Source organism: Sulfitobacter sp. AS59, from assembly GCF_038899995.1.
In the GTDB taxonomy this organism is placed as follows: domain Bacteria; phylum Pseudomonadota; class Alphaproteobacteria; order Rhodobacterales; family Rhodobacteraceae; genus Sulfitobacter.
The window spans coordinates 621,544-634,540 of record NZ_JBBMQK010000002.1 but is presented as its reverse complement, the minus strand read 5'-3'; the positions used below and the strand labels follow the sequence as shown (position 1 = coordinate 634,540).

Sequence of the window (12,997 nt, the reverse complement as noted above, 5' to 3'; positions counted from 1 at the left end):
GGTTTCACCCACCCTACGTAGGGTGGGTGAAACCCACGCATGCCATGCTGGCCAACCTGTCCCTCTGGGTCTAAGGTGACGCAAAGACCACCACCCACACAAAGGTCACTCCCATGAAACAAGTCCCCAAGCCCACCACTGACGAAGACCTCATCAAAGAGTTCCTCAACAAAGGTGGCACCATCAAGAAGGGCAAGACCAAGCCGATGCCGGATGATCTGGGTCTGTCCAACAATCAATGGGGCAATAAGCTGACCAAGGAAGAGAAAGCCGCGGTCAAGGAGCAGGAAGAGGCGCGCAAGAAACGGTAGGGTGGGTGAAACCCACCGCTCCGTCATTTCAGCGAAACCAAGGCGTTGTTATACCGACGTCACGCCCAGGCGTAGTTGAACGAGACCGAGATACGGTCCTCTTCGGCCATGTTCATCGGCACTTCGTGGCGCAGCCAGCTTTCCCATAGCAGCACATCACCGACCACAGGCTTGGCATAAACAAACTGGCGTAATTCCTGCGGGGCGTCTTTCAGGCGACCGGGGGCTGCCATCATCATCGGCAGGCGCGGGTCTTCCAGCTTTAGCGCGCTCGTGCCTTCGGGCATCGCCACATAGGTGGTGCCGGAGATCACAGAATGCGGGTGGATATGCGCGGTGTGAATGCCGCCCTCGGGCAGGATGTTGATCCAGATATCCTCCAGCTTCAACTTGCGACCGTCCAGATCAAACGCCAGATCCTTGGCGAATGCTTTGACGTGTTTATCCAGCGCCTTTTTCACGGTCTTGAAAATCGGAAACCGCCACGGCAGGTCGGTCAGGGACGCATAGCTGGTATATCCTGGGAAATCGTTTTGATCACACCATTCCTGACCGGCCTCGTCATCCTCGGCAATGCTCAGGCACGCGGCCTCCAACTCGGACGGGTCCACGGGTTTGCCATGCTCGGACAAGGGGGCGCGGTACAGGCGGGTGACGAAAAGGGAATCTATTTGTGACATGAGGGACCTTCTACAGCAGGTGGGGCAGGGTGGCGATACGGTTTTACGCAAAGGTTGCTTGCCAACTGCGTATAACGGCTATAGAGGAACCTTTCACATGAACTCCACCAGAATCATGGTCACCCATAAGGGGCCTACTGGTGATGTCGAAAGGAACAGGCGATGAACGCCAAGGAACTGCACGACAAGACACCCGACCAGCTTCGGGATGAACTTGTTAACCTGAAAAAAGAAGCTTTCAACCTGCGTTTTCAGCAAGCCACTGGCCAGCTGGAAAACCCCGCACGTTTGAAGACCGTAAAGCGTGACGTCGCACGTGTTAAAACCGTTCTCAACCAGAAAGCCGCAACCGCGGCATCTGCTGAATAATAGGAGCCTGAGAGTATGCCCAAACGTATCCTGACAGGCACCGTGACAAGCGATGCCAACGCACAAACAGTAACTGTATCGGTCGAGCGTCGCTTTACCCACCCGGTTCTGAAAAAGACAATCCGTAAGTCCAAGAAATACCGGGCTCACGATGAGAACAACACATTCAAAGTGGGCGACAGCGTTCGCATCATCGAATGTGCACCAAAGTCGAAAACCAAACGTTGGGAAGTTCTGGAGGCCGCTGAGGCCTAAAGAACTGCTCGTTCGGGCGTGACACCCTTGTTTCCCTTGACTCTGAGGGGCGCAGGGGCCAAACGCACGGACGAGATGCCCGTTTTGGGCAGACCAATTTAATCGAAACCCTGGGGAACGGGCACGCATCGCCCCCCAGAAGGTCGGGAGAAACCAAATGATCCAGATGCAGACCAACCTGGATGTTGCTGACAACAGCGGCGCTCGCCGTGTTCAGTGCATCAAGGTATTGGGTGGTTCCAAGCGTAAATACGCATCCGTCGGCGACGTCATTGTCGTGTCGGTCAAGGAAGCCATCCCTCGCGGTCGTGTGAAAAAGGGTGACGTGCGTAAAGCCGTCGTCGTTCGCACTGCCAAAGAAGTTCGTCGTGACGATGGCACAGCCATCCGTTTCGATCGCAACGCAGCAGTTATCCTGAACAACTCGAACGAGCCCGTAGGTACACGTATCTTCGGACCAGTTGTTCGCGAATTGCGCGCCAAAAACTTCATGAAGATTATCTCGCTTGCGCCGGAGGTGCTGTAATGGCTGCTAAACTTCGCAAAGGTGACAAGGTCATCGTGCTTGCTGGCAAAGACAAGGGTAAGACGGGTTCCATCTCGTCTGTTGACCCAAAGGCCAACAAAGCAATCGTAGACGGTATCAACATGGCAATCCGCGCCACGCGTCAGTCCCAGACGTCGCAAGGTGGTCGTATTCCCAAAGCGATGCCAATCGATCTGAGCAACCTGTCGCTGGTTGATGCCAACGGCAAGGCAACCCGCGTTGGCTTTAAGATCGAAGGCGACAAGAAAGTGCGCTTTGCAAAAACCACGGGGGACGTAATCGATGCTTGATACTGCAACATATACACCCCGCCTCAAGGGCGTTTACAACGACACAATCCGTGCCGCTCTTAAGGAAGAGTTCGGTTACAAGAACGACATGATGGTCCCTCGTTTGGACAAAATCGTTCTGAACATCGGATGTGGCGCTGAAGCTGTCCGTGACAGCAAGAAAGCAAAATCCGCTCAGGAAGATCTGACAACGATTGCCGGCCAAAAAGCGCTGACAACCATTGCCAAGAAATCCATCGCTGGTTTCCGCGTTCGTGAAGACATGCCTTTGGGTGCGAAAGTTACCCTGCGCGGCGAGCGGATGTATGAATTCCTGGATCGTCTGATCACGATCGCAATGCCACGTATCCGCGACTTCCGCGGCATCAACGGCAAAAGCTTTGACGGCCGTGGCAACTACGCCATGGGCTTGAAAGAGCACATCGTATTCCCTGAAATCGACTTTGATAAAGTTGATGAGACTTGGGGAATGGACATCGTGATCGCCACCACGGCGAAAACCGACGCTGAAGCGAAGGCACTGTTGAAAGCGTTCAACATGCCCTTCAACTCATAAGCGCGGGGAGGATTTAGATATGGCTAAGAAATCCATGATCGCACGCGAAAAGAAGCGTGAAGCACTGGTCAAGAAGTTCGCTGCAAAGCGCGCTGCCTTGAAAGAGATCGTAAGCGATCAAGAGAAGCCCATGGAAGAGCGTTTTCGCGCTTCCTTGGCGCTGGCGAAACTGCCTCGCAACTCCAGCGCTGTGCGTCTGCACAACCGCTGCCAGCTGACAGGCCGTCCGCACGCTTATTATCGTAAACTGAAAATTTCGCGGATCGCGTTGCGGGATCTTGGCTCAAGCGGCCAAATCCCCGGCATGGTCAAGTCGAGCTGGTAAGGAGCGCATCACATGAACGATCCTATCGCAGATATGCTGACACGCATCCGTAACTCCTCGTTGCGCGGTAAATCCACAGTCATGACCCCAGCTTCCAAGCTGCGTGCATGGGTATTGGACGTACTGGCAGACGAAGGTTACATCCGCGGCTATGAAAAGACGACGGGCGCCGACGGCCACCCCGCCATCGAAATCAGCCTCAAGTATTACGAGGGCGAACCTGTTATTCGCGAATTGAAGCGGGTTTCCAAACCCGGTCGTCGCGTCTACATGGGCGTCAATGACATTCCCGTTGTCCGTCAGGGCCTCGGTGTGTCGATTGTCTCCACCCCCAAGGGTGTGATGTCGGATCAGAATGCACGGCACGCCAACGTTGGCGGCGAAGTGCTCTGCACCGTATTCTAAGGAGAACAAAATGTCTCGTATTGGTAAAAAACCGGTCGACCTGCCCAGCGGTGTTTCTGCATCGGTCAGCGGTCAGACCATCGAAGTCAAAGGCCCAAAAGGTACACGTACCTTTAAAGCAACTGACGACGTTACAATGAGTGTCGAAGACAACGTGGTAACCATTACACCACGTGGCAAGTCCAAGCGTGCACGCCAGCAGTGGGGCATGAGCCGCACTATGGTTGGCAACTTGGTCACAGGTGTCACCGAAGGTTTCAAGAAAGAGCTTGAGATCCAAGGTGTTGGTTATCGTGCTGCCATGACTGGCAACTCGCTGAAACTGAACCTGGGCCTGTCGCACGACGTTGACTACACACCGCCAGCCGGTGTGACCGTCACGGTACCGAAACAGACCGAGATTGTGGTAGAAGGCATTGACGAACAGCTAGTTGGTCAAGTCGCCGCGAACATCCGCCAATGGCGCAAACCAGAGCCTTATAAAGGCAAAGGTATCCGCTATAAAGGTGAGTTCGTCTTCCGCAAAGAAGGCAAGAAGAAGTAAGGATAGCTCAGATGGCAAACAGCAAAAGACAACTGTTTCTGAAACGCCGCCTGCGCGTTCGGAACAAGCTTCGTCGGGTCAACGCAGGGCGTCTTCGCCTTTCCGTTCACCGCTCGAACAAAAACATCAGCGCCCAGCTTATCGACGATGTCAAAGGGGTCACATTGGCTTCCGCGTCCTCGCTCGAAAAAGATTTGGGTGTTGTTGGCAAAAACAACATCGACGCAGCGACCAAAGTGGGTTCGGCCATTGCCGAGCGTGCTAAAAAGGCCGGTGTGACCGAAGCATATTTTGACCGTGGCGGTTTCCTGTTCCACGGCAAAGTAAAAGCTTTGGCCGATGCAGCCCGCGAAGGCGGTCTGAAAATCTAAGACAGCGTAGGCGGCACGCGATGTGCCGCCTCGATGATCCGGGGGCCTGTCGGGCCCACTAGGATTGACCAAGAAAGGCGCTTGCGCCGTACCAAAAGGATGATGCCGCATGGCAAGAGATGACAACCGGGGTGGCAATCGCCGCAACCAACGCGACGAGACCCCAGAATTCGCCGACCGCCTAGTGGCGATCAACCGTGTTTCCAAGACCGTTAAGGGTGGTAAGCGTTTTGGCTTCGCCGCACTTGTCGTTGTTGGTGACCAAAAAGGCCGCGTAGGCTTTGGTAAAGGTAAAGCGAAAGAGGTTCCTGAAGCCATTCGCAAAGCCACAGAGCAAGCGAAGCGCCAAATGATCCGCGTTCAGCTGCGTGAAGGCCGTACACTGCACCACGACATGGAAGGCCGTCACGGCGCCGGTAAAGTGGTTATGCGTACAGCACCAGAAGGTACCGGTATCATCGCCGGTGGTCCAATGCGTGCTGTTTTCGAAATGCTGGGCATCAAGGACGTTGTGTCCAAGTCCATCGGTTCGCAAAACCCATACAACATGATCCGCGCCACTATGGACGGTCTGAAAAAAGAATCCTCCCCTCGTTCGGTCGCACAGCGTCGCGGCAAGAAGGTTGCGGACATTCTGCCCAAGCGTGAGGACAATGTTGAATCGTCCGCACAAGTGGCTGAGGAGGCATAAGCATGGCTAAGACTATTGTAATCAAGCAGATTGGTTCGCCAATCCGCCGCCCCGCCGACCAGCGCGCTACGTTGATCGGTCTGGGTCTGAACAAAATGCACCGTGTACGCGAGCTGGAAGACACACCTTCCGTCCGTGGCATGATCCGCAAGATTTCTCACATGGTAGAGATCCTCGAAGAAAAAGGCTAAGGTTGCGGTGGGTTTCACCCACCCTACCAACACGCCGTAGGGTGGGTGAAACCCACCTTGAATAGAACGCCTCGCAGGAAACTGCGGGGCGTTTTTTTGTGGACAATGGTTAATAGGGGGTTAACGCTTGGGTTGTGCGATCTATTTCGACGCATTTTTCAATCCATGGATATATTATGAAACTTATTCTCAAATCGTTTTCGTTCGCTATTTTGCTCAACATCTTTTGCTTTCCTGTCACCGCCGCGCCTTTTGCGACGGTGGGCGTAAGCCAGACCATGATCGAACACGGAGGCGGATGTAGAAAGTCGTCACCGGCGGGGCAGTGTTGTCATGCGGGTTCCAAGCCACTGCATTGCCACTAGGGCATCGCCAGCCGTGGTTCGGTCGGGCTGGCTGATCAGCCATGCTAAGTAATCGAAACACGGCACTCGCGACTTGATAACTCTGCTGGGGGTGGCTATACGCCCCCAGTGGCCACCAATCCGCCACAAGAATCATGAAACGCCGCGTTTGGCCGCTCCCGTCGCTGGGGGTCACATCCGGCAAAAGGAGAAGCGACATGAAACTGCATGAACTGTCTGATAACGAAGGCGCCACCAAGAAACGCAAGCGCGTTGGCCGTGGTCCTGGTTCCGGCACCGGTAAAATGGGTGGCCGTGGTATCAAAGGTCAAAAATCCCGTTCGGGTGTAGCAATCAACGGTTACGAAGGCGGTCAAATGCCATTGTACCAACGTCTGCCAAAGCGCGGCTTTACCAAGCCGAACCGCAAAGCATACGCAGTTGTGAACCTGGGCCTGATCCAGAAATTCATCGACGAGAAAAAGATCGACGCCGGTGCCGCAATCACCGAAGACGCGCTGATCTCTTCCGGTCTGGTACGTCGCAAGCTGGACGGTATTCGCGTTCTGGCCAAGGGCGATTTCAGCACCAAGGTTGACCTGCAAGTCACCGGTGCGTCCAAGTCCGCAGTCGAAGCCGTAGAGAAAGCGGGCGGCAAATTGACCGTCACAGCACCTGCCGCGGCGAACGCAGACGCGTAACCTACCCTTTTGCCTTGTGAGCGGGCCGCGTCCCGCTTACATAGTCAATCGAGTTTTCCCAAATGCCGCCCGCCGGAAAACGGCTCGGGCGGCGTTTTTGCAAAGAAAGAGCCCTAATCATGGTATCAGCCGTCGAAAGCATGGCCGCCAACACCAGTTGGTCCGCGTTGGGCAAGGCCACAGACCTTCGCAACCGGATTCTATTCACACTGGGTTTGCTGATCGTTTATCGCCTTGGCACGTTCATCCCGGTTCCCGGCATTGACGGCACCGCCCTACGCCAGTTCATGGAAAGCGCAGGTCAGGGCATCGGCGGCATGGTTTCGATGTTTACCGGCGGCGCACTTGGCCGCATGGGCATCTTTGCCTTGGGTATCATGCCCTATATTTCGGCCTCGATCATCGTTCAGTTGATGACCTCAATGGTGCCCGCGCTTGAGCAGCTCAAGAAAGAGGGCGAACAGGGCCGCAAGAAGATTAACCAATATACACGGTTCGGTACCGTCGCTTTGGCGACGTTGCAGGCCTATGGCTTGGCTGTCTCGCTTGAGGCGGGTGATATTGCGGCCGATCCCGGCATGTATTTCCGCATCGCGTGTATGATCACGCTGGTTGGCGGCACCATGTTCCTGATGTGGCTGGGTGAGCAAATCACCGCACGCGGCATCGGTAACGGTATTTCACTGATCATCTTCGTCGGCATCATCGCCGAAGTACCTGCCGCCATTGCGCAGTTCTTCTCTTCCGGCCGGTCCGGTGCGATCAGCCCTGCAGTGATTGTTGGCGTCTTGGTGATGGTCATCGCGACGATCATGTTCGTGGTGTTTATGGAACGCGCCCTGCGCAAGATCCATATCCAGTACCCGCGCCGTCAGGTCGGTCAAAAGATGTATGATGGCGGGTCTTCGCACCTGCCGGTCAAGGTTAACCCAGCCGGTGTTATCCCTGCGATCTTTGCCAGCTCGCTTTTGCTGTTGCCGGTGACGATCAGCACGTTCTCGGGTAATTCCACGGGTCCAGTTATGTCGGTTCTGCTGGCGAACTTTGGCCCCGGCCAACCGTTGTACCTGTTGTTCTTTGTCGCGATGATCGTTTTCTTTGCGTATTTCTATACCTTCAACGTCAGCTTTAAACCTGACGAGGTTGCGGACAACCTGAAGAACCAGAACGGTTTTGTGCCCGGCATTCGCCCCGGCAAGAAAACAGCCGAATATCTGGAATATGTTGTTAACCGTGTCTTGGTATTGGGGTCCGCATATCTTGCGGCGGTATGTATCCTGCCCGAGATTCTGCGCGGTCAGTTCGCCATTCCATTCTACTTTGGTGGTACTTCAGTTCTTATTGTTGTTTCGGTAACGATGGACACCATCCAACAAGTGCAAAGCCATCTGCTTGCACATCAATACGAGGGTTTGCTTGAACGGTCACAGTTGCGTGGCAAGACAGGTAAATCCCGCAAAAAACGGAGCCCAGCACGTAAATGAATATTATTCTGCTTGGACCGCCCGGAGCGGGCAAAGGAACACAGGCGCGTCATCTGGTTGAGACACGCAATATGGTTCAGCTTTCGACGGGCGACATGCTGCGCGAAGCAAAAGACAGCGGCACAGAGATGGGCAATATGGTTGCCGATGTCATGGCACGCGGCGATCTGGTCACCGACGAAATTGTAATCGGCCTGATCCGCGAAAAGCTGGAAGACACAACCGAGCATGGTGGTTTCATTTTCGACGGTTTCCCCCGCACGCTGGCCCAAGCCACCGCATTGGATGAGCTGCTGAAAGCGACAGGCAAAACGCTTGACCATGTGATTGAACTGCGGGTGAATGACGATGCGCTGGTCAAGCGGATTGCTGGCAGGTCCACCTGCGGAAGCTGCGGTGAAGTGTACCACGACGTGACCAAGCCGCAGCCTGCTGATGGCAAATGCATCAAATGCGGCGCGTCTGATTTCAAACGCCGGGCTGACGACAACGAAGAAAGCCTGCGCAACCGTCTGATGGAATACTACAAGAAGACATCGCCATTGTTGGGCTACTACTATGCCCACGACCTGCTGAAGCGCGTCGACGGCTTAGCCGACATCAACGTGGTTCAAGCGAGCATCGCGGCAATCCTAGACGCCTGATTGCGCGGCTAGAGCACCGAATTCCTAAAACGGCACCGTTGTATCGCAGCGGTGCCGTTTTATATAGAAGATTACGATTTTGGCACGGCGCGGACGCCATCCGCCCCTGAATGCTGGCGGTAAGGCCAATCGTGGGTTGACGCTTGTTGTAAATGGCAATAACCAGCCGTATCTCGTAAGAGAATCGAATTGTGCCGGGTCTAGATCAAGCCCTGCACATGAACACCTGATCAGCTGCAGCCCGATGGCAATTAACGCCTCGGGCTTCACGTTGTGAAAAAAGGGTCTGGTATCACGGACCCGCAACGAAAAAGGAATAGCACACGTGGCACGTATTGCCGGCGTAAACATCCCGACTGCAAAGCGGGTTCCAATCGCCCTCACATATATCACTGGTATCGGTAACTCTTCGGCTGCGCAAATCTGCGAAGCGGTTGGCATCGATAACGCCCGTCGTATCAACGAACTTTCGGATGCCGAAATCCTGAAAATTCGCGAATACATCGACGAAAACTTCTCTGTTGAAGGCGACCTGCGTCGCGAGACACAGATGAACATCAAGCGTCTGATGGACCTTGGTTGCTACCGTGGCCTGCGTCACCGTCGTAACCTGCCGGTTCGTGGTCAGCGTACCCACACTAACGCTCGCACTCGCAAAGGCCCTGCAAAGGCCATTGCTGGTAAGAAGAAATAAGGGGGTCTGATCAATGGCACGCGAAAAGACAAAAACAAAGCGTAAGGTCAGCAAGAACATCGCCGCAGGTGTGGCGCATGTTAACAGCTCCTTCAACAACACAAAAATTCTGATCTCTGACGTTCAGGGCAATGCAATTGCATGGTCTTCGGCCGGCACCATGGGTTTCAAAGGGTCGCGTAAATCGACACCTTACGCCGCCCAAATGGCCGCTGAAGATGTGGGCAAGAAAGCACAAGACCACGGCGTGAAAACGCTGGAAGTCGAAGTGCAAGGCCCAGGTTCGGGCCGTGAAAGCGCATTGCGCGCTTTGGCCGCCGCTGGTTTCAACATCACATCGATCCGTGACGTGACACCAATGGCGCACAACGGTTGCCGCCCCCCAAAGCGCCGCCGCGTCTAAGGGCATATATTATTTATGGGGTCGCGCCTTTGCGTGCGGCCCCGTTCTGCTTTTCTGAAACCTCGGGAGTTTCTTCGCCGTTTGGACATGGGGCAAGAGACAAGAATGGAGGGACGTATGATCCACAAAAATTGGGCTGAATTGATTAAACCACAGCAGCTGGACGTAAAGCCGGGTAATGACCCAGCACGTCAGGCCACTGTGATTGCAGAACCGCTTGAGCGCGGTTTTGGTTTGACCATGGGCAACGCGCTGCGCCGCGTTCTGATGTCTTCGCTGCAAGGCGCTGCCATCACATCTGTACAAATCGACAATGTTTTGCACGAGTTTTCCAGCGTGTCTGGTGTGCGTGAAGACGTTACCGACATCGTTCTGAACCTCAAGGGTGTTTCCTTGCGCATGGAAGTCGAAGGGCCAAAGCGCCTGTCGATTTCGGCAAAAGGCCCTGGTGTTGTAACCGCGGGTGACATCTCTGAAAGCGCCGGGATCGAGATCCTGAACCGCGATCACGTGATCTGCCACCTGGATGACGGTGCCGACGTATACATGGAACTCACCGTTAACACGGGCAAGGGCTATGTTGCAGCGGATAAGAACAAGCCGGAAGATGCGCCAATCGGTTTGATCCCAATCGATGCGATCTATTCGCCAGTGAAAAAAGTGTCTTATGACGTGCAGCCGACCCGCGAAGGTCAGGTGCTGGATTATGACAAACTGACGATGAAGGTCGAAACCGACGGTTCGATCACGCCAGACGATGCGGTCGCATTTGCTGCGCGCATTCTGCAAGACCAGTTGGGCATCTTCGTCAACTTCGACGAGCCTGAATCTGCGTCGCGTCAGGATGATGACGATGGTCTGGAATTCAACCCGCTGCTGCTGAAGAAAGTAGACGAGTTGGAACTGTCTGTTCGTTCCGCGAACTGCCTGAAGAACGACAATATCGTGTATATTGGCGATCTGATCCAGAAGACCGAAGCCGAAATGCTGCGCACACCGAACTTTGGCCGCAAGTCCTTGAACGAGATCAAGGAAGTGCTGTCGGGTATGGGTCTGCACCTTGGTATGGACGTCGAGGACTGGCCACCGGACAACATCGAAGACCTCGCCAAGAAGTTCGAGGATTCGTTCTAAGAATTCATGCGGTGGGGAGCGATCCCCACCACATGCAAGACTGGGCCACGAGGGCCCCAAGGAGAGTTGGCGCTACGCACGTCAGCCGGACAAAGTAAAACCGCCCGTAGAGGGCATATCGTTGGAGACTAGAAAATGCGTCACGCACGTGGTTACCGCCGCCTGAACCGTACTCATGAACACCGCAAAGCGTTGTTCTCGAACATGGCAGGCTCGCTCATCGAACATGAGCAAATCAAAACAACCTTGCCAAAAGCAAAAGAATTGAAGCCGATTATTGAAAAAATGATCACGCTTGCCAAGCGCGGCGATCTGCACGCGCGCCGTCAGGCAGCAAGCAAGCTGAAGCAGGACCAGTATGTCGCGAAATTGTTCGACATCCTTGGACCACGCTACAAAGACCGTCAGGGCGGCTATGTGCGCGTGTTGAAAGCGGGCTTCCGCTATGGCGACATGGCACCGATGGCAATCATCGAATTCGTAGATCGCGACCGCGATGCGAAAGGCGCAGGCGACAAAGCCCGCGTTGCAGCATACGAAGTTGCCGAAGACTAAAGCCTTCTACTTTGTAGAAGATTTTAAGGCCCCTGCTTATGCAGGGGCTTTTTTTATGCCTTCGGCGAGGATTTTAAACCATTTGGAATATGGGTGTTGCGCAAGGCCGTTTGGCTGCGCATATCTTGGGTATGAAATATTTCCTGATCTTGCTTGCCCTCGTTTCACTGCCCCTTCATGCGCAAACGGTGCCGACATCGGCAGCGCAAATGCAACTTAGCTTTGCCCCGTTGGTGAAAGAGGCGGTGCCCGCTGTCGTGAATATCTATGCGCGTAAGATCGTGCAAAGCAGCCGCACGCCGTTGCAATCAGACCCGTTTTTTGAGCGGTTTTTCCAAAGCCCGGATGCCGGACGTCCGCGGGTGCAAAATTCCCTGGGGTCAGGTGTGATCCTGTCGGAGGACGGGATTGTTGTGTCGAATTATCATGTCGTTAGTATGGCGACGGACATTCGTATTGTACTTGCCGATCGACGCGAGTTTTCGGCCCGTGTGATGCTGAGCGATGCAGAGAGCGATTTGGCGATTCTCAAGATTGACGATGTGGCTGACCTGCCGTTTTTGAACTTGCGCAACAGTGATGATGTCGAGGTCGGTGAACTGGCGCTGGCCATCGGGAACCCCTTTGGCGTCGGGCAGACGGTCAGCAGCGGTATTGTTTCGGGACTTGCGCGGTCGGGTGGTATGAATGGCGGCGGGCAGGGATATTTCATCCAGACCGATGCGCCGATCAATCCGGGCAATTCGGGCGGTGCGTTGATTGATATGCAGGGCAATCTGATTGGCATCAACACATCCATCCTGACCAGTTCGGGTGGGTCAAACGGCATCGGTTTTGCGATTCCCGCCAATTTGGTGGCGGCGTTTGTGGATCAGGCGCGGAAAGGGGCCACGCGGTTTGCGCGCCCCTGGGCGGGGCTAAGCGGGCAGGCGGTTGATGCAGATATGGCAGCGCCATTGGGGTTGGACCGGCCCGGCGGTATTATTCTATCGGGATTGCATCCGGTCAGCCCGTTTCTGGAAGCAGGGTTTCGTGTGGGCGATGTGATCATTGCCGTTGATGGCCAGGATGTGCATTCGCCAGCCGAAATGATTTATCGGATGAGCGTGGCCGGTTTGGGCAAGCAAGCCGTTATTACGCGCCTGCGTGAAGGTGTGCAGAGCGACGTCGTGGTGTCATTGATCCAAGCACCGGAAGAGCCGCCGCGTGATGCGGTTGTTTTGGGTGATCGCGAGCTGTTGCCCGGTCTGAAACTGGCGCGGATCAATCCGGCGGTTCTGTCCGAACTGAACCTGTCGCTTGAGGTGGAAGGGGTTGCCGTGATGGACGTCGGTGCCTTTGGCCTGCGGGTGGGGTTACGCCCCGGCGATGTCATCTTGGCTGTGAACGGTCAAAATGTACAGACGCCTGCGCAAGTGCGAACGGCGTTTAAAGGCAAACGCAGTGCGGAATTATTTGTGCAACGCGGCGGGCAGCGACTGTCCCTGCGGTTTCGGATTTAGC

Annotated in this window: 21 protein-coding genes; 20 read left to right on the top strand and 1 reads right to left on the bottom strand. The window is 54.9% G+C overall.

The features are described 5' to 3' along the window. Positions 1 to 113 precede the first annotated feature (113 nt). A complete protein-coding gene (locus tag WNY39_RS07470) occupies positions 114 to 311 on the top strand; it encodes a hypothetical protein (RefSeq protein WP_219579472.1) in 198 nt (65 codons plus the stop codon). A 59-nt stretch (positions 312 to 370) separates the two neighbouring features. Here WNY39_RS07470 and WNY39_RS07465 read toward each other — a convergent pair whose 3' ends face one another. Beyond that, positions 371 to 991, bottom strand: coding sequence for a TIGR02466 family protein (locus tag WNY39_RS07465; protein WP_219579473.1), 621 nt, complete (start codon positions 989 to 991; stop codon positions 371 to 373). Positions 992 to 1,153: 162 nt separating this feature from the next. On the opposite strand from WNY39_RS07465, the gene rpmC reads away from it, so the two are divergent. The 19 genes from rpmC to WNY39_RS07370 all read left to right on the top strand — a co-directional run bounded on the left by rpmC (position 1,154) and on the right by WNY39_RS07370 (position 12,996). Further along, a complete protein-coding gene (gene rpmC / locus WNY39_RS07460; RefSeq protein WP_093917642.1) occupies positions 1,154 to 1,360 on the top strand; it encodes a 50S ribosomal protein L29 in 207 nt (68 codons plus the stop codon). Between the two features lie 15 nt (positions 1,361 to 1,375). Continuing rightward, entirely contained in the window at positions 1,376 to 1,615 is a 240-nt protein-coding gene (gene rpsQ / locus WNY39_RS07455; protein ID WP_093917643.1) for a 30S ribosomal protein S17, read from the top strand. A gap of 157 nt (positions 1,616 to 1,772) precedes the next feature. Beyond that, positions 1,773 to 2,141, top strand: a complete 369-nt coding sequence (rplN, locus tag WNY39_RS07450; RefSeq protein ID WP_093917644.1) for a 50S ribosomal protein L14 — start codon at positions 1,773 to 1,775, stop codon at positions 2,139 to 2,141. Next, positions 2,141 to 2,452 (top strand): 50S ribosomal protein L24, encoded by a 312-nt coding sequence (gene rplX / locus WNY39_RS07445; RefSeq protein ID WP_093731778.1) that lies wholly within the window; start codon positions 2,141 to 2,143, stop codon positions 2,450 to 2,452. Before rplN ends, rplX begins: the two co-directional genes overlap by 1 nt. Further along, complete coding sequence (rplE, locus tag WNY39_RS07440; RefSeq protein WP_093917645.1) at positions 2,445 to 3,008, top strand: 50S ribosomal protein L5; 564 nt, start codon at positions 2,445 to 2,447, stop codon at positions 3,006 to 3,008. Before rplX ends, rplE begins: the two co-directional genes overlap by 8 nt. A 19-nt stretch (positions 3,009 to 3,027) precedes the next feature. Beyond that, positions 3,028 to 3,333: a 30S ribosomal protein S14 gene (rpsN, locus tag WNY39_RS07435; RefSeq protein WP_219579475.1), complete on the top strand. Its 306-nt coding sequence runs from the start codon at positions 3,028 to 3,030 to the stop codon at positions 3,331 to 3,333. A gap of 12 nt (positions 3,334 to 3,345) precedes the next feature. After that, positions 3,346 to 3,738, top strand: coding sequence for a 30S ribosomal protein S8 (rpsH, locus tag WNY39_RS07430; RefSeq protein WP_093917647.1), 393 nt, complete (start codon positions 3,346 to 3,348; stop codon positions 3,736 to 3,738). Between the two features lie 10 nt (positions 3,739 to 3,748). Further along, positions 3,749 to 4,282 carry a 50S ribosomal protein L6 gene (gene rplF / locus WNY39_RS07425; protein WP_093917648.1) on the top strand — a complete coding sequence of 178 codons (534 nt, stop codon included), beginning with the start codon at positions 3,749 to 3,751 and terminating at the stop codon, positions 4,280 to 4,282. Between the two features lie 11 nt (positions 4,283 to 4,293). Continuing rightward, complete coding sequence (rplR, locus tag WNY39_RS07420; RefSeq protein ID WP_093917649.1) at positions 4,294 to 4,653, top strand: 50S ribosomal protein L18; 360 nt, start codon at positions 4,294 to 4,296, stop codon at positions 4,651 to 4,653. Positions 4,654 to 4,762: 109 nt separating this feature from the next. Next, the gene (gene rpsE / locus WNY39_RS07415) at positions 4,763 to 5,344 is read left to right on the top strand and encodes a 30S ribosomal protein S5 (RefSeq protein WP_341233835.1); all 582 of its coding nucleotides are present in this window, start codon (positions 4,763 to 4,765) and stop codon (positions 5,342 to 5,344) included. A gap of 2 nt (positions 5,345 to 5,346) precedes the next feature. Further along, on the top strand, positions 5,347 to 5,535 hold the full coding sequence (rpmD, locus tag WNY39_RS07410; protein ID WP_341233836.1) for a 50S ribosomal protein L30: 189 nt from the start codon (positions 5,347 to 5,349) through the stop codon (positions 5,533 to 5,535). Positions 5,536 to 6,097: 562 nt separating this feature from the next. Continuing rightward, positions 6,098 to 6,580: a 50S ribosomal protein L15 gene (gene rplO, locus WNY39_RS07405; protein WP_342844948.1), complete on the top strand. Its 483-nt coding sequence runs from the start codon at positions 6,098 to 6,100 to the stop codon at positions 6,578 to 6,580. 119 nt (positions 6,581 to 6,699) lie between these two features. Further along, positions 6,700 to 8,064, top strand: a complete 1,365-nt coding sequence (gene secY, locus WNY39_RS07400) for a preprotein translocase subunit SecY (RefSeq protein ID WP_341233838.1) — start codon at positions 6,700 to 6,702, stop codon at positions 8,062 to 8,064. Further along, on the top strand, positions 8,061 to 8,708 hold the full coding sequence (locus WNY39_RS07395; RefSeq protein WP_342844947.1) for an adenylate kinase: 648 nt from the start codon (positions 8,061 to 8,063) through the stop codon (positions 8,706 to 8,708). Before secY ends, WNY39_RS07395 begins: the two co-directional genes overlap by 4 nt. 325 nt (positions 8,709 to 9,033) lie before the next feature. Next, positions 9,034 to 9,402: a 30S ribosomal protein S13 gene (gene rpsM, locus WNY39_RS07390; RefSeq protein ID WP_341233840.1), complete on the top strand. Its 369-nt coding sequence runs from the start codon at positions 9,034 to 9,036 to the stop codon at positions 9,400 to 9,402. A gap of 13 nt (positions 9,403 to 9,415) precedes the next feature. Continuing rightward, positions 9,416 to 9,805: a 30S ribosomal protein S11 gene (rpsK, locus tag WNY39_RS07385; protein WP_008226467.1), complete on the top strand. Its 390-nt coding sequence runs from the start codon at positions 9,416 to 9,418 to the stop codon at positions 9,803 to 9,805. A 117-nt stretch (positions 9,806 to 9,922) separates the two neighbouring features. Continuing rightward, the gene (locus WNY39_RS07380; protein ID WP_093917656.1) at positions 9,923 to 10,939 is read left to right on the top strand and encodes a DNA-directed RNA polymerase subunit alpha; all 1,017 of its coding nucleotides are present in this window, start codon (positions 9,923 to 9,925) and stop codon (positions 10,937 to 10,939) included. A 135-nt stretch (positions 10,940 to 11,074) separates the two neighbouring features. Then, positions 11,075 to 11,494 carry a 50S ribosomal protein L17 gene (rplQ, locus tag WNY39_RS07375; protein ID WP_176250635.1) on the top strand — a complete coding sequence of 140 codons (420 nt, stop codon included), beginning with the start codon at positions 11,075 to 11,077 and terminating at the stop codon, positions 11,492 to 11,494. A 131-nt stretch (positions 11,495 to 11,625) separates the two neighbouring features. Beyond that, positions 11,626 to 12,996 (top strand): trypsin-like peptidase domain-containing protein, encoded by a 1,371-nt coding sequence (locus WNY39_RS07370; RefSeq protein WP_342844962.1) that lies wholly within the window; start codon positions 11,626 to 11,628, stop codon positions 12,994 to 12,996. Position 12,997: the final 1 nt, after the last annotated feature.